Source organism: Solimonas soli DSM 21787 (assembly GCF_000474945.1).
GTDB lineage: Bacteria > Pseudomonadota > Gammaproteobacteria > Nevskiales > Nevskiaceae > Solimonas > Solimonas soli.
The window spans coordinates 266,273-283,827 of record NZ_AXDW01000007.1 but is presented as its reverse complement, the minus strand read 5'-3'; the positions used below and the strand labels follow the sequence as shown (position 1 = coordinate 283,827).

At 65.8% G+C, this 17,555-nt stretch carries 15 protein-coding genes, 1 tRNA gene and 1 pseudogene; 9 read left to right on the top strand and 8 right to left on the bottom strand.

Translation table 11 applies throughout. The annotated features are described in order from the left end of the window. The 3 genes from K344_RS0105675 to K344_RS0105665 form a co-directional block, all read right to left on the bottom strand. Window positions 1-2,037 (bottom strand): tetratricopeptide repeat protein, encoded by a 2,037-nt coding sequence (locus K344_RS0105675; protein ID WP_157622788.1) that lies wholly within the window; start codon window positions 2,035-2,037, stop codon window positions 1-3. Between the two features lie 88 nt (window positions 2,038-2,125). After that, window positions 2,126-2,587, bottom strand: a complete 462-nt coding sequence (locus K344_RS0105670; protein ID WP_028079846.1) for a pilin — start codon at window positions 2,585-2,587, stop codon at window positions 2,126-2,128. A gap of 187 nt (window positions 2,588-2,774) precedes the next feature. Then, window positions 2,775-3,209, bottom strand: coding sequence for a pilin (locus tag K344_RS0105665; protein WP_028079845.1), 435 nt, complete (start codon window positions 3,207-3,209; stop codon window positions 2,775-2,777). Between the two features lie 164 nt (window positions 3,210-3,373). On the opposite strand from K344_RS0105665, the gene leuS reads away from it, so the two are divergent. Further along, the gene (gene leuS / locus K344_RS0105660; RefSeq protein ID WP_028079844.1) at window positions 3,374-6,046 is read left to right on the top strand and encodes a leucine--tRNA ligase; all 2,673 of its coding nucleotides are present in this window, start codon (window positions 3,374-3,376) and stop codon (window positions 6,044-6,046) included. 146 nt (window positions 6,047-6,192) lie between these two features. Further along, a complete protein-coding gene (locus K344_RS0105655) occupies window positions 6,193-6,738 on the top strand; it encodes an LPS-assembly lipoprotein LptE (protein WP_043113845.1) in 546 nt (181 codons plus the stop codon). Here the strand turns inward: K344_RS0105655 and K344_RS0105650 are convergent. After that, a complete protein-coding gene (locus K344_RS0105650; protein WP_211234475.1) occupies window positions 6,677-7,864 on the bottom strand; it encodes a (Fe-S)-binding protein in 1,188 nt (395 codons plus the stop codon). The genes K344_RS0105655 and K344_RS0105650 overlap by 62 nt on opposite strands. A 110-nt stretch (window positions 7,865-7,974) precedes the next feature. Here K344_RS0105650 and K344_RS0105645 point away from each other — a divergent pair, with 110 nt between their 5' ends. From K344_RS0105645 to def, 3 genes are read left to right on the top strand one after another with little or no spacing between them, the layout of a single operon-like run. Then, the gene (locus K344_RS0105645) at window positions 7,975-8,700 is read left to right on the top strand and encodes a DUF481 domain-containing protein (RefSeq protein ID WP_051361929.1); all 726 of its coding nucleotides are present in this window, start codon (window positions 7,975-7,977) and stop codon (window positions 8,698-8,700) included. A 20-nt stretch (window positions 8,701-8,720) separates the two neighbouring features. Then, on the top strand, window positions 8,721-9,038 hold the full coding sequence (locus K344_RS0105640; protein ID WP_028079840.1) for a (2Fe-2S) ferredoxin domain-containing protein: 318 nt from the start codon (window positions 8,721-8,723) through the stop codon (window positions 9,036-9,038). After that, on the top strand, window positions 9,035-9,565 hold the full coding sequence (def, locus tag K344_RS0105635; protein WP_028079839.1) for a peptide deformylase: 531 nt from the start codon (window positions 9,035-9,037) through the stop codon (window positions 9,563-9,565). The genes K344_RS0105640 and def overlap by 4 nt, the downstream gene beginning before the upstream one ends. A 12-nt stretch (window positions 9,566-9,577) precedes the next feature. On the opposite strand, the gene mltF is transcribed toward def, so the two are convergent. Then, a complete protein-coding gene (mltF, locus tag K344_RS0105630) occupies window positions 9,578-11,095 on the bottom strand; it encodes a membrane-bound lytic murein transglycosylase MltF (RefSeq protein WP_028079838.1) in 1,518 nt (505 codons plus the stop codon). 131 nt (window positions 11,096-11,226) lie between these two features. Here mltF and K344_RS0105625 point away from each other — a divergent pair. Both K344_RS0105625 and K344_RS0105620 read left to right on the top strand, forming a co-directional pair. Continuing rightward, window positions 11,227-11,317, top strand: a tRNA-Ser gene (locus K344_RS0105625). 244 nt (window positions 11,318-11,561) lie between these two features. After that, a complete protein-coding gene (locus K344_RS0105620; protein WP_157622787.1) occupies window positions 11,562-13,628 on the top strand; it encodes a TonB-dependent receptor in 2,067 nt (688 codons plus the stop codon). Window positions 13,629-13,633: 5 nt separating this feature from the next. Here K344_RS0105620 and K344_RS0105615 read toward each other — a convergent pair. Continuing rightward, window positions 13,634-13,879 (bottom strand): annotated as a pseudogene (locus K344_RS0105615) (LLM class flavin-dependent oxidoreductase); the annotation flags it as partial. Between the two features lie 265 nt (window positions 13,880-14,144). Here K344_RS0105615 and K344_RS0105610 point away from each other — a divergent pair. Further along, entirely contained in the window at window positions 14,145-14,702 is a 558-nt protein-coding gene (locus tag K344_RS0105610) for a DUF4142 domain-containing protein (protein ID WP_028079835.1), read from the top strand. Window positions 14,703-14,756: 54 nt separating this feature from the next. On the opposite strand, the gene K344_RS0105605 is transcribed toward K344_RS0105610, so the two are convergent. Next, window positions 14,757-16,226, bottom strand: a complete 1,470-nt coding sequence (locus K344_RS0105605; RefSeq protein WP_028079834.1) for a flavin-containing monooxygenase — start codon at window positions 16,224-16,226, stop codon at window positions 14,757-14,759. Between the two features lie 173 nt (window positions 16,227-16,399). Between K344_RS0105605 and K344_RS0105600 the strand changes: the two genes are divergently transcribed. After that, entirely contained in the window at window positions 16,400-16,753 is a 354-nt protein-coding gene (locus tag K344_RS0105600; protein ID WP_028079833.1) for a DUF1428 domain-containing protein, read from the top strand. Window positions 16,754-16,791: 38 nt separating this feature from the next. Here the strand turns inward: K344_RS0105600 and K344_RS0105595 are convergent, their stop codons facing one another. After that, window positions 16,792-17,553: an ABC transporter permease gene (locus tag K344_RS0105595; RefSeq protein ID WP_028079832.1), complete on the bottom strand. Its 762-nt coding sequence runs from the start codon at window positions 17,551-17,553 to the stop codon at window positions 16,792-16,794. Window positions 17,554-17,555: the final 2 nt, after the last annotated feature.

Genomic DNA, 17,555 nt, shown 5'->3' with positions numbered 1-17,555 from the left:
TCATGGCGACGTCCCGGCCTTGTCATTCAAATCTCGGACATCGTCCATCAGGACGCTTCGCAGATGACCGAATTCATGCGTCCAATAGCCCTGTCGAGCGAACACCCACGCGTTCACGGCGGCCATGTTCAAGCCGGCACCGCCTCCGTGGCGTTTGATGGCTTCGTAATGATCCAGAAGCGCGATGCCTTCGCGCGGGTAACCGTGCGAACCGAGGAGCGCCGCATAGCTCAGCGCGGCGCCGGGCCGGGGCTGATGGTCGATCGATTGCACGAGTGCCTGCAGCGCCCCTGCTCCATCCTGCCGCTTGAGTGCGACGAGACCTCTCAGATAGAAGAGATCCTGCATCCTGCCTCTTCGGGCATTGTTCGGGTTCGCGAAGGCGGCGTCGAGCAAGCGCTCCGCGGCCGCAAGGTCTAAACCGGCGCAGCGGCGGCCGTCACTCATGTTGAACGCGCGCTCGAACCAACCGGCCAACAATACACCACCCTCGCGTGCGGTACGCAGCGATGTTTCCGCATCGTGCAATGCTTGTGCCGTGACGGCACCCATCGCGCATTGAGCGGCCACGAGATTCAGCGCGAGTTGCGTTTCATCCGGATGCACCGCGATGGCACGGCGCAGTCGCATCTCGGCACGCTCGGGATGACCGGAGTTGATCTCCGTCTGCGCGGCGTAGGCTTGTGCCCTGGGCGAGTCCGGATTCAATTCTGCCCACAGTACCGCCTGATCCCGCACATTACCCCAGAGGCCGGCGTTTTGACGTGTCATGGTGAACAATCCGGCCAGCACGATCGCCGTCAGCGCAAGACGTGGCACTCGCCAGCCGCCGCAGGCCGCGTGCGAAGGGCTTCGCAGATCGAGTCCTGCCAGCCACCACGCGAGCGGCCAGAACATCAGCAGTGCCGGCACGTAGTTGCGGTGTTCGAAGTAAAGCTCCAAGGCGATGGTCGTCGACTCGACGAGATGCCCAGCCAGGAAGAACAGCAAGGCGAGGGAAACGATCGGTGCGCGGCGACGGATGAAGACGGCAAGTGCCATCAGAGCAAGCAGCGCGATAATGGCCACACCCGTAGAGGGTGGCGACCAGAAGCCCTGGGCGGCGCGCACTTGATCGTTGAACAGCCCGGCAGTGAAGGGATGGGGTAGCCACAGCAGTCGCAGGTAATCGAGGATGACGCCCGGCTCGGTCAGCAGGCGCTGGCTCAAGGTCCATGGACGATCGATGCCATAAGCGATGCCGTGCCAGCCTTCCCATCCGAGATAGAGGAAGACGGCGAGCGAGGGCAGGCCGGCGAGCACGGCCAGTATCCCGTAGTAGCGCCTCTTCGCCGTGGCCGGCAATGGCGCAGCGTCGCGGAGCAGCACGCTTTCGAGCAACAGTACGTAAATCGGCAACAGGACACCGTTGGCCTTGCTCAGGGTGCCGAGCAAGGTTCCGGCCGTGATGCCGGCAAGCATCCAGATAGCGCCGTGCGCTGCCCGACCGGACACCAACAAGGCTCGGCCGCGCAGCCACGCAAGCAGGCCGAGCAGTGCGAAGGTCGCCGGCAGCATGGCCTCGCGCTGCACGATATACAGCGTCGTCGAAACCAGGAGCGGATGCAGCAGCCATAGTGCCGAACCGATGAGCGCCGCGCCTTCGACACGTGAAACGAGGGCCGACGCGGGCGCGAGCAAATGGCCTAGTCGTCTCAGCAGTTGCCAGAGAAGAAATCCGTTCAGGAGGTGCAGGACGAGATTCGTGCGTTTGAAGAGATAGGGGTCGGCCGGCCAGTCCCTTGCGTCAAGGAGAAAGCTCAGCATGGCGAGAGGCCGCCCCGTTGGATCGGCGGTTCCCGAGGTGGTGTAGCGCCAGAACGCCGGCCAGTTGTCGATGCGGCCGGTAGCGCCGATGGCAGGCAAGTTGGCGAAGTCGTCGAACAGGAACGCGCCGTGCAGGCCGGGAGCGTAGGCGATCCAGCCAAGGCCTGCGATCACCACAAATGCGATGTACGGTGTCAAAACCCGATCCAGCACGATTTTTCGAAGGGCCAAGTTGCGAACTCGTGGTCGGATTGGATTGATCGATACTAAAAAGAAGGGCCGCACGAGGCGGCCCTTCTTGCAGCTGAACTGCGGAGACTTAGCGGCAGGACGACGGCAGGTACTTTGAAGCCAAGCCGTTCGTGGTGCCGGTCTTGCAAGTCCACGAGATGCTGCCCGTGCTAGGAATCGGAGACAGCGCGAGCGTCGAACCAACGATCTTCGAATTAGCCTTCTTGCCGAAAGCACTATTGCCGTCCGTGCCGTACTTCACCGTGATAAGGCCATTCGTACCGATGGTGACCGAGCCGACGTAATTACCGCCGATGCTGGACGCACCGGCAACGCCAGCCGAAGCGTTAGAGGCTGGCGCATATCCGTAGTTGGTATAGAACTCGGCGACCGCCGTCTTCGAGCCGTCCGCCAGCGACAGACCTTCCGAAACCTGCGAGCGGATGGTGTAGTCCTGATAGGCCGGGATGGCGATGGCTGCCAGGATGCCGATGATCGCGACGACGATCATCAGTTCGATCAGCGTAAAGCCCTGCTGCGTTTTCTTCATTTGGATCTCCATGAGTGGTTCATACCCCCGCCGGGTTGTCCCCCGCGTAGCCAAGCTTTCCGCAAAGCTTATGCCATGGGCCTCCAACGCAACGGCAGGCGCTGCAAGGGCTTTTGCAAGCTTATGCACAGGCGGATGTGACAAATCGCCATGCCGTTTGGGTCATCGAGTGACAAAATGCGTCACCTCACAGGCGGCAAACCGTCGGCCGGTACTTCGAGTCGAGATCGCCGCCGGTGCATTCCCAGGTGATGCTCCCTCCTGTGGTGCTCGCCGAGAGCAACAAGGTCTTGCCGTTGATTCTGGCATTGGCCTTGTTGCCGAAGGTGATCGTCACGTCGCCCCCGGTCACGTTGACGGATTGCACATAGCTGCCCGTGATCGACGAAGGGCTCGCGAGCCCGGCGCTGGCATTCGAGGGCGGCATCGTGCCGCGATCCGAAATGAAGTCCCATAGCGCAGCCTTTGCACCGGTCGCCAGGCTCAATCCCTCCGACACCTGCGAACGAACAACGTAATCCTGATACGCCGGAATGGCGATCGCCGCTAGGATGCCGATGATCGCCACCACGATCATCAGCTCGATCAGCGTGAAGCCGTAGGCGGCTTTTCTCTTGTCCATTTTCGTCGGTCCCTGAACCTGTGACAGCCCAGTTACGGGCATTGTTCATGCCATCCGCAATACGCGCCGAACGGGATCCGTCGTCAAGTTTTTGACGCCGCCCCGAAGCGCCGGCAAACGGCTGATAAACTGTCGCTCTTTTGAATTCCAGCGCCGCCGCTTCCATGTCCGAGCCGTACCAGCCATCCCCCGTCGAGCAGGCCGCCCAGGCGTTCTGGGCCGAGAACCGTTCCTTTGAAGTGAAGGAGGAGCCGGGCCGCGAGAAGTACTACTGCCTGTCGATGTTCCCGTACCCTTCGGGCAAGCTGCACATGGGGCACGTGCGCAACTACACGATCGGCGACGTGATCTCACGCTACCAGCGCATGCTCGGCAAGAACGTGCTGCAGCCGATCGGCTTCGACGCTTTCGGCCTGCCGGCCGAGAACGCGGCGATCGCCAACAACACGCAGCCGGCGACGTGGACCTACGCCAACATGGAGTACATGCGCGGCCAGCTGAAGCGCCTGGGCTTCGCCTACGACTGGTCGCGTGAGCTGGCCACCTGCACGCCGCAGTACTACCGCTGGGAGCAGCTGCTGTTCACGCGGCTGATGAAGAAGGGGCTCGTCTACCGCAGGAACTCGGTCGTCAACTGGGACCCGGTCGACCAGACGGTGCTCGCCAACGAGCAGGTCGTCGATGGCCGTGGCTGGCGTTCCGGCGCGCTGGTTGAGCGCAAGGAAATTCCGCAGTGGTTCCTGAAGATCACTGCCTACGCGCAGGAGCTGCTCGACGATCTCGACAAGCTCAGCGGCTGGCCGGAAGCGGTCAAGACCATGCAGCGCAACTGGATCGGCCGCTCGGAAGGCCTGGAGCTGCAGTTCCCGATCGAAAACGATGAGCCGCTGACGGTCTACACCACGCGCCCCGACACGCTGATGGGCGTGACCTACGTGGCCGTCGCCGCCGAGCATCCGCTGGCGCAGAAGGCGGCCGCGAACAATCCGCAGCTGGCGGCCTTCCTCAAGGACGCCGGTCGCAGCGGCGTGGCCGAAGCGGACATGGAGACGATGGAGAAGCGCGGCATGCCGCTCGGCATTTCCGCGATCCATCCGATCACCGGCGAGAAGGTGCCGGTGTGGGCTGCCAACTTCGTGCTGATGGGCTACGGCACCGGCGCCGTCATGGCGGTGCCGGCGCATGACGAGCGCGACTTCGAGTTCGCGACGAAGTACGGTCTGCCGATCAAGCAGGTGATCTGCGGCGCGAAGGAGGCCGAGCTGATGCAGCGCATGGCGACGCTCGGCGATCTGTCCGACGAGGACGATTTCGTCAATGCGCCGGCCAAGCAGCCGCTGCTGAAGGAACTCGAAGCGATCCGCTCGGCCTGCATGACCGAGCATGGCGTGCTGATTCATTCCGGCGAATACAGCGGCCTGAACTTCGAGCAGGCCTTCGAGGCCATCACCGCGCGTTTCGAGAAGGCCGGCACCGGCAAGCGCCGCGTCAATTTCCGCCTGCGCGACTGGGGCGTCTCGCGCCAGCGCTACTGGGGTTGCCCGATTCCGGTCGTCTACTGTGCGAAGTGCGACGCGGTGCCGGTGCCGGAAGACCAGCTGCCGGTCGTGCTGCCGGAAGATGTCGCTTTCACCGGCGTGCAATCGCCGATCAAGGCCGATCCCGAGTGGCGCAAGTGCGTCTGCCCGCAATGCGGTGGCCCGGCCGAGCGCGAGACCGACACCTTCGACACCTTCATGGAATCGAGCTGGTACTTCGCGCGCTACGCCTGCCCGGACAACGCGAACGAAATGCTCGACGCGCGCGCCAACTACTGGCTGCCCGTCGATCAGTACATCGGCGGCATCGAGCACGCCATCCTGCACCTGCTGTACGCGCGCTTCTTCCACAAGCTGATGCGCGACGAGGGCATGGTGACGAGCGACGAGCCGTTCACCAATCTTCTGACGCAGGGCATGGTCGTCAAGGAGACCTACTACCGCGAGGACGCCTCGGGCAAGAAGCTCTGGATCAATCCCGCCGACGTCGAACTCGAACTGGACGCCAAGGCGCAGCCGGTCGCCGCCAGGCTGAAGAGCGACGGCCTGCCGGTCGTCATCGGCGGCGTCGAGAAGATGTCGAAGTCGAAGAACAACGGCGTCGATCCGCAGGCGCTGATCGACCAGTACGGCGCCGATACCGTGCGCCTGTTCGCGATGTTCGCTGCGCCGCCGGAACAATCACTCGAATGGCGCGACGACGGCGTCGAAGGCGCCTCGCGCTTCCTCAAGCGCCTGTGGCGCGCGGTGCAGGCGCATGTCGAAGCCGGTCCGGCGCCGGCGCTCGACAAGGCGGCATTGAACGACGCGCAGAAGGCCCTGCGCCGCAAGCTGCACGAGACCATCGCCAAGGTCGGCGACGACTACGGCCGCCGCCGCACGTTCAACACCGCCATCGCCGCGATCATGGAACTGATGAACGAGGCGACGCGCACCGAGGACATTACGCCGCCGGGGCGCGCGCTGCAGCAAGAGATTTGGGAAGCGGTGACGCTGATGCTGCAGCCGATCGTGCCGCACGTCGCGCACGCGCTCTGGCAGGCCTTGAGCGGCAGCGCGGATCTGCTCGCGCAGCGCTGGCCGCAGGTCGACGAAGCGGCGCTGGTGCGCGACCAGATCACGCTGGTCGTGCAGGTCAACGGCAAGCTGCGCGGCAACATCAGCGTGCCGGCTGGCGCCGACAAGGACGCGATCATCGCCGCGGCGCTCGCCGACGCGGCCGTCGCCAAATTCATTGCCGGACAGGCGATCAAGAAGCAGATCGTGGTGCCCGGCAAGCTCGTCAACCTTGTGATCTAGGAGGCCATCCGTGGCGCGACCGTGTCTCCTGATCGAACCCCAGGGCGGCCGTCCATGGCCGCCCGTTCGCCGGGTGCGAATGCCATTCAAGGCATTCGCATCTGTTCCGGCTCACCCCGGCAAGCTCGTCAATCTCATGGTGTGACATGCGCGCCTGCCTCCTGATACTGCCGCTGCTGCTGACGGCCTGCGGGTTCCATCTCGCCGGCCGGCGGCCGCTGTCCGACGATCTGCGCAAGGTCTACGTCGACACCGTCATGCAGTACACGGTCACGGAACCGCCGGTCGAGACGCAGCTGCGCGCGATCCTGCAGCGTCGCGGCGCGACCGTCATCAATCAGGCCGACAGCAAGGTCACGACGATCCGCCTGACCAAGCTGGAGGAAACGCGCGAGGTGCTGTCGATCGGCACCGACGGCAAGGCGAACGAATTCCGCCTGGTCACGCGCGTGCACTACGAAGTGTTTCGCGGCGCCACCACGCTGGTGACGCCGGGCGATCTGGTCGCCACCCGCGACTACAGCTTCGATCCGCAGCAGGTGCTCGCCAAGGAAGTCGAGGAGCAGCGCCTGCGCGAGTTCATCCAGAGCCAGCTCGCCGAACTGCTGATGCTGCGCATCGACGCCGCGCTCACGTATCACTCGGCCACTGTCGTGCCAGCAGCGCCAGTGGATGCAGAACCGGCACATTGAGCCCGCGCCGGCGCAGGCCGGCCGCGATGTGCAGAGTGCAGCCGATGTTGCTGCTGACGAGGTAGTCCGGCCTTGACGCGGCCAGCGCATCGAGCTTGTGCTCGAGCAGACGGTCCGCCATTTCCGGCTGCGACAGGAAGTACGTGCCGGCGGCGCCGCAGCAGCCGTGCTGCGCATCGAGCGCTTCGCATGTCAGCTGCGGAATCTTGCCGAGCAGCTGCATGATGGCATCGCCGCCGCCGGTGACGTTGCGCTGCGTGCAGGGCAGATGCACGGCCACGCGCGCCGCCAGCGGCCGCAGCGCGACATGCTCGGGCCAGTGTTCGACGAGGAAGCGATGCGGGTCGTGGACGCGCGCCGCAAAGCGGCGCGCGTCGTCGCTGCCCTCGATGAGGCCGTACTCGCGCAGCGTCGCGCCGCAGCCGCTCGCCGCGTAAAGCACCGTGTCGTCGCCCTGGAAGGCGGCGATATTGGCGCGGCACAGCGATGCGGCGGCCCGTGGCTCGCCGGCGTGCTGATGCAGCGCCCCGCAGCAGGTCTGCGCCTCGGGCTCGTCGACCGTGAAGCCGCAGCGTTCGAGCAAGTCGTGGATGGTGTGCAGCGTCGCGGTATCGGCGATGTCGCCGACGCAGCCGCGAAAGAGCTGCACGCGCCTGCCGCGCCGCGCGGCCGCGTGGCTGGCGACGGGAATCGGTCGGTCCGCGCGCGGCACGAGCGACAGCCAGCGCCCGACACCCGGCCAGCGCGGCGCGCCGAGCGCGCCGAGGAAGGACTGCAGGCCGCTGTAGCGATACAGCTGCAGGAGGCCGCGAGCGATACGTCGCCGCCGCCGCGACACCAGCCACGGCGACAGCGCGCGCGTCAGCCACGACGCGCCGGCATCGCGCTGCCGGAGCAGGGCGCGACCGGCGTCGATCAGTTCGCCGTACGGCACCGTGGCCGGGCAGACGCGCTCGCAGCTGCGGCAGCCCAGGCAGCCTTCAAGGTGATCCCGCAGGCGCGGCGACCAGTCGACGGCGTGGCCCGCCAGACCCTGCATCAGTGCAATGCGGCCGCGCGGCGAATCCGCTTCGTTGCGTGTTTCCTGATAGGTCGGGCAGTGCGGCAGGCACAGGCCGCACTTCACGCAAAGGTCCGCCTTCGCGATGGGGAACGTCGTACCGGGTTGCGCTTCGATCATCGTCGCCAATAATAGGCCCTCATCCGCAAGCCCCCTAATCCGGAGAATCATCGCGCATGAAGAACATCAAGTCGGCCTGCATCCTGGCCGCGCTCGCCGCCGCGCCGGCCATCGCCCGGGCCGAACCGTGGTCCGGCGATTTCGCCCTCGGCTATCTGGCGACCACCGGCAACTCCAAGACGAGTTCGGTCAACGCCAAGGGCAGCCTCGTCTATGCCGCCGACCGCTGGAAGAATACCGTGGCCGCCGCCGCTGTCAGCACCTACGCGGACGATGTGAGTTCGGCGGAGAGCTACCTGGCGACGGAGCAGCTCGACTACAACTTCACGCCGCGCGACTACGCCTTCGTGGCGCTCGAGTGGAACAAGGATCTGTTCGCCGCGATTCGCGAGCGCACGTCCGAGACGGCCGGCTATGGCCGTCATGTGCTGACCGGCCCGGCGCACCTGCTCGATCTGGAAATCGGCGCCGGTGCGCGCCAGCAGCAGACCAACGACCAGCCGCGCGAGCGTGAGAACGACTTCATCGGCCGCGCCGCGGCCAAGTATCAGTGGAACATCTCGCCGACCGCGACCTTTCTCGAGGCGCTGAAGGTGGAAGCCGGCGAGAACAATACGTATACGGAATCGGTGAGCCAGCTGAAGCTGGCGATCATCGGCAGCCTGTTTGCCAATCTCTCGTACACCGTCAAGAACAATTCGAACACGGCGCCCGAGACCAAGTCGACGGATACCGAAACCGCGGTGACGCTGAGCTACGAGTTCGGCAAGAAGAAGAGCTGATCGAGCAAACGAGCCGACCCATGTCCCAGTACTACGAGCACCACGTTTTTTTCTGCGGCAACCGCCGCCCGCCCGGCGAGCGCACCTGCTGCGCCGACAAGGGCGCCGACCGCGTGCGCGACTACGCCAAGCAGCGCGTGAAGGCGCTCGGCCTGTCCGGCGCCGGCAAGGTGCGGATCAATCAGGCCGGCTGCCTGGACCGTTGCGAGGAAGGACCGTGCATCGTCGTCTATCCCGAAGGTGTCTGGTACACCTACGTCGATGAGGAGGATGTCGACGAGATCATTGAGCAGCATCTGCGGCAGGGCCGCGTCGTCGAGCGCCTGAGGCTGAAGTGATTCGCGACGTACTGAAGATGGGCGACGCGCGGCTGCTGCGGATTGCCGAGCCGGTGCGCGCCTTCGCGACGCCGGAACTGCGCGCGCTGGTCGGCGATCTGTTCGACACGATGCGGCATCTGAACGGCGCCGGGCTGGCGGCGCCGCAGATCGGCGTCAATCTGCGCGTCGTCATCTTCGGGTTCGCCGCCAATGCCCGCTATCCGGACGCGCCGCCGGTGCCGGAGACCATCCTCGTCAATCCGGTGCTGACGCCGCTGTCCGACGAGATGGAGGATGGCTGGGAAGGGTGCCTGTCGGTGCCGGGCCTGCGTGGCGTCGTGCCGCGCCACCGCCGACTGCGGTACCAGGGCTTCGACATGGAAGGCGCGCCGATCGACCGCGTCTCCGAGGGCTTTCACGCCCGCGTCGTCCAGCACGAGTGCGACCATCTCGACGGCATTCTCTATCCGATGCGGATCCGCGACTTCACGCGCTTCGGCTTCCAGGACGTGCTGTTCCCGGGCCAGGCGCTGGCGGACGATTGAGCCGCGTCGCGGTCAGAAGACCGGCGAGTTGATGTTCAGCGGATTCTTCTCCGCCTCGTCGCGCGCTTCGTCCTTTTTCTGCTCTTCGGCGGCTTCGAGCGCGGTCTGCGGCTCGGCATCCTTGTCGCGCGTGATCCACACCAGCATGTCGTAGTACGAGCGGATGTTGCCGACGTAGATCGCCGCCTGATGGCCGCGGGCGTAGCCGTGCTTGGTCTGCATGTACCAGCGCGGCTGCGAGAGCAGCGGCAGCGACTTGCGCACGTCGACCCAGCGGTTGGGATCGCCGCCGTTCTTCTGCGTGAGAATGCGCGCGTCGAACAGATGACCGACGCCCATGTTGTAAGCCGCCAGCGCCATCCAGGTGCGGTCCGGTTCGGGGATGTCGGTCGGCAGCTGGTCGGCGATCTGCTTGAAGTAGCGCGCGCCGCCCGCGATGCTCTGCCCCGGATCCTCGCGATCGCTGAGCCGCAGGAAATCCGCCGTGTCGTTGGTCAGCTGCATGATGCCGCGCACGCCGGTCGGGCTCGTCGCGTCGGAATCCCAGTGCGACTCCTGATAGCCGATCGCCGCGAGCAGGCGCCAGTCCAGCCCGGTCTTGTCGCCGGCCTTCTGGAACAGCGCACGGTAGCGCGACAGGCGCGTGTCGACGTGCGTCGCCAGGGTCAGCGCGCCGAGCGAGTCGATCTGCTCGACGTGGCCGAAGTAGCGGTCCTTGATGCGCGCGAACTCGCCCGGATCGAGCGTCGCCAGGAATTTCTCCACCTCGTCGCTGAGGCTGTGGTCGTGATCCTTGCGGAACGCCCAGGCCACGTCCTGCGCGCCGGCGACCGCGAATGCCGTGTCGAGGTTGGGGTAGTAGCGCTGGTTGATCGCCAGCAGGTCGGAATTGACGATCGTGTAGTCGAGCGTGCCCTGCGCGACCTGATACAGCAGTTCTTCGGCGACATCGTCCTCGGTTTCCGACCAGCGCAGCTGCGGGTACGCGCGTTTCTGCGCGGCGGCGAGGATTTCCGCCGGCGCACTGCCTTTGACGACGCGCAGCTCGCCGTGCAGCTCGCCCAGATCCCGGGGTCGCGGCTGGCCGCGGCGATAGACGAGCATCGGCGCGACCTGCAGCAAGGGGCGCGAGAAGCGCACCTGCTGCAGCCGTCCTTCCGTGATCGTGATGCTGGCTGCCGCGATCTGCGCCGCGCCCTGGCGGACCAGATCGATGGCCGCCGCCGGCGTCGTCGCCACGACCAGTTCGAGCTGTATACCGAGACGATCGGTGAACGCCTTCAACAGGTCGTATTCGAAGCCGATCGGATGGCCGTCGGGGCCGATGTAGTAGACCGTCGGGCTGTTGATCGTGGCGACGCGCAGCACGCCGAGCGTGCGCACCTCGTCCAGGGTCGAATGTCGCGGCGAGCAGGTGCCCAGCACGGCGAACAGGGCGAACAGCCCGCACAGCAACGCCAGGCGCGCCCAATGCAGGCCGCCCGGCCCGGATTCTTGCGCGGGGGTGGTAGGCGTTGCGCCCAGGTTCATTTACAATGTCGGTCTTGGCTCGGCGGCCGATTGGACGCCACGCTAGCACAAACGGTTTCTCGCACGCGTCGCCCGGTCACGCCCGGCGGGCTCGCTGCGATCAGCCTTCTGCAAGCAGCCAGATCGAGTTCGGAGAGGTGGCAGAGTGGTTGAATGTACCTGACTCGAAATCAGGCGTACGTTTATAGCGTACCGTGGGTTCGAATCCCACCCTCTCCGCCAATAAGTGGTCGCCAGGTGAAAATCTGGAGGACGTCGGCAAAAAAGCCCGCCAAGTGCGGGCTTTTTTGCGTCCAAAGGACGAGAAGATGCCGAGCCTGCTTAAAAGATTCGAGAGCTCCATGCCGCGTCGATCTGCGGGTACGGCAGGCGAAGCCGTCGGCTCGCCGACGGTGGGTGAACGACGTATGTTCATGCGCTTCGAAAAACCGTACTACAGCCGGACTGATGACTTCCGGTGCGGATGATGCTGCGCAGAACTGGCCTTTCGCTGTTGTTGTCGGGCGCCTGCGTGGCGCCGTCGCTGGCCCATGGCGAGGCGGACACGGCCTTCTCCGCGTCCGACGATCCGGCCCAAATGACGGTGTGGGGCCGCGCGTTCGATCTGGTCGGCAGCGCGCAGTCCGGTTCGCAGGGCATCGTCGGTTACGCCGACTTCCAGGACCGCCCGATCTCGCGGGTTGGCGAGCTGATGGAAGTGATTCCCGGCATGATCGCGACACAGCACTCCGGCGAAGGCAAGGCCAATCAATATTTCCTGCGCGGCTTCAATCTCGACCACGGCACCGACTTCGCCGGCTTCGTCGACGGCATTCCGGTCAACCTGCGCACGCATGGTCACGGCCAGGGTTACATGGACTTCAACTTCCTGATTCCCGAGCTGGTCGAGAAGGTCGAATACCGCAAAGGTTCGTACTTCGCCGACGTCGGCGATTTCAGCGCCGCCGGCACCGCGCACTTCAAGACCTACGACGCGCTGCCGCGTTCGTTCATCGAAGCCACGATCGGCGAATATGGCTACTACCGTGGCCTCGCGGCCGGCAGCACACCGCTCGGCGACGGCACGCTGCTGATCGGCGGCGAAGCCTCGACCGTCGACGGGCCGTGGGTGCTCGATGAGAAGCTGAAGAAGCTCAACGGCCTCATCAAGTACAGCCGCGGCAGCGGCGATCATTACTGGAATCTCGCCCTCAGCGTCTACGACAACCGCTGGGATTCGACCGATCAGGTGCCGCTCGCGGCAATCGAGTCCGGCGAAATCTCGCGCTACGGCTACGTCGACCCCGCTCTCGGCGGCCAGACTTCGCGTGTCGCGCTGGCCAGCGAGATGCGCTTCGGCGACACCGACCTGAATGTCTACGCGCTGCACTACCGGCTCAGCCTCGTCTCCAACTTCACCTACTACCTCGACGATCCGCTCAACGGCGACGAGTTCGAGCAGCAGGACCAGCGTTCGATCTTCGGCGGTGCGCTCGCGCATCACTGGGAGGTCGATGTGGCGGGTCTGCCGGTGCAGTTGCGCGTCGGCGGCGACACGCGCTATGACGACATCGCCAAGGTCGGCCTCTACGACACCGTCGCCGCGCGCAAGACCGGCACGCTGCGGCAGGACGCCGTCGATGAGTTCAGCATCGGGATTTACACCGATGCGCAGATTCACCTGACGCCGACGCTGCGCGCGGTGCTCGGCCTGCGCGGCGATCTCTATCAGTACACGGTCGACGACGCTCTGCAGCCGCTGAACAGCGGCAGCGGTTCGAGCGGCATGGTGTCGCCGAAGATCGCGCTGGCCTGGCAATGCGGGGAACGCACCGAGCTGTACGCAAACTATGGCGAGGGTTTTCATTCGAACGACGTGCGCGGCGCGACCATTCGTGTCGAGCCGCGCGATCCGGAAACGCCCGCCGAGCGTGTCGACGTCCTGGCGCGCGCGCGTGGCGCCGAACTGGGCGGTCGCTACAACGGCCGCGGTTTCGATCTGACGCTGGTCGGCTTCTGGCTCGACCTGGATTCCGAGCTGGTGTTCGTCGGCGACGAGGGCACGACGGAGCCCAATGCCGCGTCGCGCCGCTATGGCGGCGAGCTCGCCGGTTTCTGGCAGCCATTGAACTGGCTGACGCTCGATCTCTCGTCGGCCTACACCGATGCGCGCTTTCGCGGCGTCGCGCATGGCGAGGACTCGATTCCGAATGCGGTGAAGACGGTACTCGCGGCCGGCGCGGTCGCCGACCTTGGCCACGGGTTCAAGGGCACCGTGCGCATGCGTCACTTCGGAAAAGCGCCACTGATCGAGAGCGGCCGGGTCGAATCGAAGCCGACGACCGTCGTCAACCTCGGCGCCTACTACGAGCGGACCGCGTGGCGGATCGCGCTCGATCTGTACAACGTCCTTAATTCGAAGGATGCCGACATCACGTACTACTACGCTTCGCGTCTCGCCACCGAGCCGGAGAGCGCGGGTGATGAGGATCGCGTGCATCTCCATCCGGTCGAGCCGCGCCAGCTGCGCGCATCACTGCGCTATTCGTTCTAGCGCCCGCGGATGCTTTGCGTGGCACCGGCGAGGTACGACATCGCCGAGCAGGCGTGGAAGTAGTGCGGGCCCGACAGCTCGACGTGCGCGGCCGGCACGATGTGGTGTTCCGGCACGGCGATCATCGCGTAGCCGAGCTGCTCCGCCCGGCGGGCGAGCCGCGTCTGGTCGGCGCCCGTCACCGCGGCCTCCCAGGGCTGGCAGGCGGCCTTCAGTCGCAGCAGGTGCGGCATGGCGAATCCGAGTTTCACGTGTTGCCGCCGTGGCGTCTTGTGTCGGGCGCGCCGCCATGGTCGGGCGCGACGGCGCATGGCGTCCAGCGCGATGGCCGGAAGGCGATACCGCGCGCAAGATCGACGTGCGTGGGCTCGCGCGGAGCCGCGGCAGCGGGAACTCGCGCGCCGCGCGGCGCGCCCGCCATGGCAAACGGCGTGCCCGCCGCCGCGAAAAAAGTTCAGATCGCAGTCAGCGGGCGGGCGGCACTGTCGGGGCTCCTCGGAACAACCGGAGATTTCCATGCGCCACTTTTCCATCATTGCCGCTTCCGGCCTGCTCGGCATGTCCGCCGTCGCCAACGTGCACGCGCAGCAGTCCAGCCCGCCGCCGATGAAACCCTCCGGCATTGCCGAAGCGATGATGTCGAACGACGAGAAGGACTTCTTCGAATCGGCGGCGTCGGCCAACATGTTCGAGGTCGCGTCGAGCCGGCTCGCGCTGACCAAGGCCAGCGACCCGGCGCTCAAGCAGTTCGCGCAGAAAATGATCGACGACCACACGCAGGCCTCACAGAAGCTGGAGACGCTGGCGAAGTCGAAGAACGTGACCCTGCCGACCACGCTGCTCGGCCGCCATCAGAAGATGCTCGACACCTTGCAGGAGGACAAGGCCGGCAAGGAATTCGACGACGACTATCGCGAGCAGATGGTGGCGTCGCACAAGGAAGCGGTGTCGCTGTTCGATCAGACCGCGAAGAAGGCCAAGGATCCGGACGTGAAATCCTTCGCCATGCAGATGCTGCCGAAGCTGCAGGCGCACGGCGGCGCCGCCAAGGAGCTGGAGAACAAGAAGCAGTGAGCGCGAGGCGGCGCGGGCCCGCACGCCGCCGCGCCGCCGTTGCCGTTCGGCGCTTCACGCTTGCGTGGCCGCCGCCGCGAATTCGATGACACCGTCGTCGAGGCGGCCGTGGCGCAGCGTCAGCAGATCGAGCACGTAGTTCTGGTAGAGCTTCCAGGGCTTGCGTGAGCCCTGCTTGGGAAAGGCGTCGATGGCGCGCCGCACGTAGCCCGACGAGAAGTCGATCAGCGGCTCCTCGGTGACGGCGGGATCGCGGCGGCGCGGCGTGCAATGCGTGTAGCCGTGCCGGCGCATGTGATTGAGCAGGCGGCAGACGTACTCGGAGCTGAGGTCGCATTTCAGCGTCCACGAGGCATTGGTGTAGCCGATCGCGAACGCCAGGTTCGGCAGATCGCTGCACATCATGCCCTTGTAGCTCATGGTCTTCGCCAGGTCGACGTCGCGGCCGTCGACGGCGAAGCGGACGTCGCCGAGCACGGCCAGCTGCAGGCCCGTCGCCGAGACCACGATGTCGGCGTCGAGCGTGTGGCCGGAGCGCAGGTGGATGCCGTGGGCGGTGAAGCGCTCGATGTGATCGGTGCAGACGCTGGCGCGGCCGCTGCGGATGGCTTCGAACAGATCGCCGTTCGGCACCATGCACAGGCGCTGGTCCCAGGGCCGGTAGCTCGGCGAGAAATGCCGGTCGACGTCGTAGCCCTTGCCGAGCCGGCGGCGCACGCCGGCGCGCAGCAGTTTCTTCACCGCTTCCGGAAAGCGCCGGCAGAGCTTGTAGAAGCCGAGGCCCAGCAGCACGTTCTTCCAGCGCACGAAGGCGTAGGCGGCGCGTGCCGGCAGCAGCGCGCGCAGCGCGTTGGCGAAGGCGTCCTCGTCGGGCAGCGAGACCACGTAGGTCGGCGAGCGTTGCAGCATCGTCACGTGCGCGGCGCGCTTCGCCAGCTCCGGCACCAGCGTCACCGCGGTGGCGCCGCTGCCGATGACGACGATGCGCCGGCCGTTGACCTCGGTCGTCGGGTCCCAGTGCTGCGGATGGATGAAGCGGCCGCGGAAATCGGCGAGACCGGGGAAGTCGGGCGTGTAGCCCGCCTCATAGCGGTAGTAGCCGCTGCACAAATACAGGAAGCGGCAGCGCAGCGCCACCGGCCCGCGCGCCGCGCCGCGTTCGAGCGTGACGGTCCACAGCGCCTCGGCTGAGGACCAGGCGGCGCGCACGACGCGATGCTGGTAGCGGATCTGCGGCTCGATGCCGTAGTCGCGTGCCGTGTCGCGGATGTACTGCAGGATCGACGGTCCGTCGGCGATCGACTTGGCCGACCGCCAGGGCCGGAAGCGGTAGCCGAGCGTGTACATGTCGGAATCCGAGCGGACGCCCGGATAGCGGAACAGATCCCAGGTGCCGCCGCTGCGCTCGCGCGCCTCGACGATCGCGTAGCTGCGGTCGGGACAATGCAGTTGCAGATGACGCGCCGCGCCGATGCCGGACAGACCGGCGCCGACGATCAGCACGTCCACGATCTCGCTTGCCATCGGCGTCTCGAATATCGGGAATGCCGCACTGTAGCGGCCGGCTCGCCGCCTGCGATTGCCCGTGGCGCCGATGGCGCTGGCGGCGCGGCCTGCCGCCAGGCTGAGGGCGGCTTGCGGCGCGTCCGGCGCTGCGCACACTGCGCGGACCTGGAGCGGAAGGAGAACGCCATGGCGTGCGTCGAGGATTTCTGCTGGCGGTGCCGGAGAAAAACATCGCCGCCTGCAGGAAGCTGGCACGACGCAGGGCGGCGAAGATCTGGCTCGAGCACGGCGCGCTGCACTACGTCGAGTGCCGGGAGGACGAAGCCGGGCCGGTGGACCTCGTTCCCCCAGGCGTTGAAGCGCAAGTCCGTGAACTCGTGTTCTTTTCGTGGATCGTCTACAAGCCGCGGCGCGACCGTGACCGCGTGCTGAAGAAGGTGATGGCCGATCCATGCCTGCGCAAGGGCAGGGCCCCGAAGACCATGCCTTTCGACGGCAAACGCATGATCTGGTCCGGCTTCAAGCCGGTCGTGGAGCTGCAGTGAAGCCGGCGCGGCCGCCGCGCGGCGCTGTGCAGGGCGCTCTAGTTGCGCAGGCGGTAACCCGTTTTGAAGATGTAGCGGATCACGGCGAGGCAGACGACGAGGAACAGCAAGGTCATGCCGACGCTGATGCCGATGTTGACGTCGGACACGCCGTAGAAGCTCCAGCGGAAGCCGCTGATCAGGTAGACGACCGGATTGAACAGCGCGACCTTCTGCCAGAACGGCGACAGCATGCTGATCGAATAGAAGCTGCCGCCGAGGAAGGTCAGCGGCGTGATCACCATCAGCGGCACGATCTGCAGCTTCTCGAAGCCGTCGGCCCACACGCCGATGATGAAGCCGAACAGGCTGAAGGTGACGGCGGTCAGCAGCAGAACCGCGACCATCGCGACCGGATGCTGGATTTCGTAAGGCACGAACAGGCGCGCCGTGACCAGGATCAGCGCGCCGAGGACCATCGACTTGGTCGCCGCCGCGCCCACGTAGCCGAGCACCGCCTCGAAGTACGAGACCGGCGCCGAGAGCAGCTCGTAGATGGTGCCGGTGAACTTCGGCATGTAGATGCCGAACGAGGCATTGGAGATGCTCTCCGAGAGCAGCGACAGCATGACGAGGCCGGGAATGATGAAGGCGCCGTAGCTGACGTTGCCGATCGAGCCGATGCGCGAGCCGATCGCCGCGCCGAAGACGATGAAGTACAGCGAGGTCGACAGCACCGGCGAGGCGATGCTCTGCATCAGCGTGCGCCGGAAGCGCGCCATCTCGAAGCCGTAGATCGCGCGCACCGCGTGGAGGTTCATGC

What these genes read in the sequence shown, in the direction of transcription:
- K344_RS0105670 (WP_028079846.1), bottom strand. Translation starts at nt 2,587, where the DNA reads ATGAAGAAAACGCAGCAGGGCTTTACGCTGATCGAACTGATGATCGTC.
- K344_RS0105665 (WP_028079845.1), bottom strand. Translation starts at nt 3,209, where the DNA reads ATGGACAAGAGAAAAGCCGCCTACGGCTTCACGCTGATCGAGCTGATG.
- leuS (WP_028079844.1), top strand. Translation starts at nt 3,374, where the DNA reads ATGTCCGAGCCGTACCAGCCATCCCCCGTCGAGCAGGCCGCCCAGGCG.
- K344_RS0105655 (WP_043113845.1), top strand. Translation starts at nt 6,193, where the DNA reads ATGCGCGCCTGCCTCCTGATACTGCCGCTGCTGCTGACGGCCTGCGGG.
- K344_RS0105645 (WP_051361929.1), top strand. Translation starts at nt 7,975, where the DNA reads ATGAAGAACATCAAGTCGGCCTGCATCCTGGCCGCGCTCGCCGCCGCG.
- K344_RS0105640 (WP_028079840.1), top strand. Translation starts at nt 8,721, where the DNA reads ATGTCCCAGTACTACGAGCACCACGTTTTTTTCTGCGGCAACCGCCGC.
- mltF (WP_028079838.1), bottom strand. Translation starts at nt 11,095, where the DNA reads ATGAACCTGGGCGCAACGCCTACCACCCCCGCGCAAGAATCCGGGCCG.
- K344_RS0105620 (WP_157622787.1), top strand. Translation starts at nt 11,562, where the DNA reads ATGCTGCGCAGAACTGGCCTTTCGCTGTTGTTGTCGGGCGCCTGCGTG.
- K344_RS0105610 (WP_028079835.1), top strand. Translation starts at nt 14,145, where the DNA reads ATGCGCCACTTTTCCATCATTGCCGCTTCCGGCCTGCTCGGCATGTCC.
- K344_RS0105605 (WP_028079834.1), bottom strand. Translation starts at nt 16,226, where the DNA reads ATGGCAAGCGAGATCGTGGACGTGCTGATCGTCGGCGCCGGTCTGTCC.
- K344_RS0105595 (WP_028079832.1), bottom strand. Translation starts at nt 17,553, where the DNA reads ATGAACCTCCACGCGGTGCGCGCGATCTACGGCTTCGAGATGGCGCGC.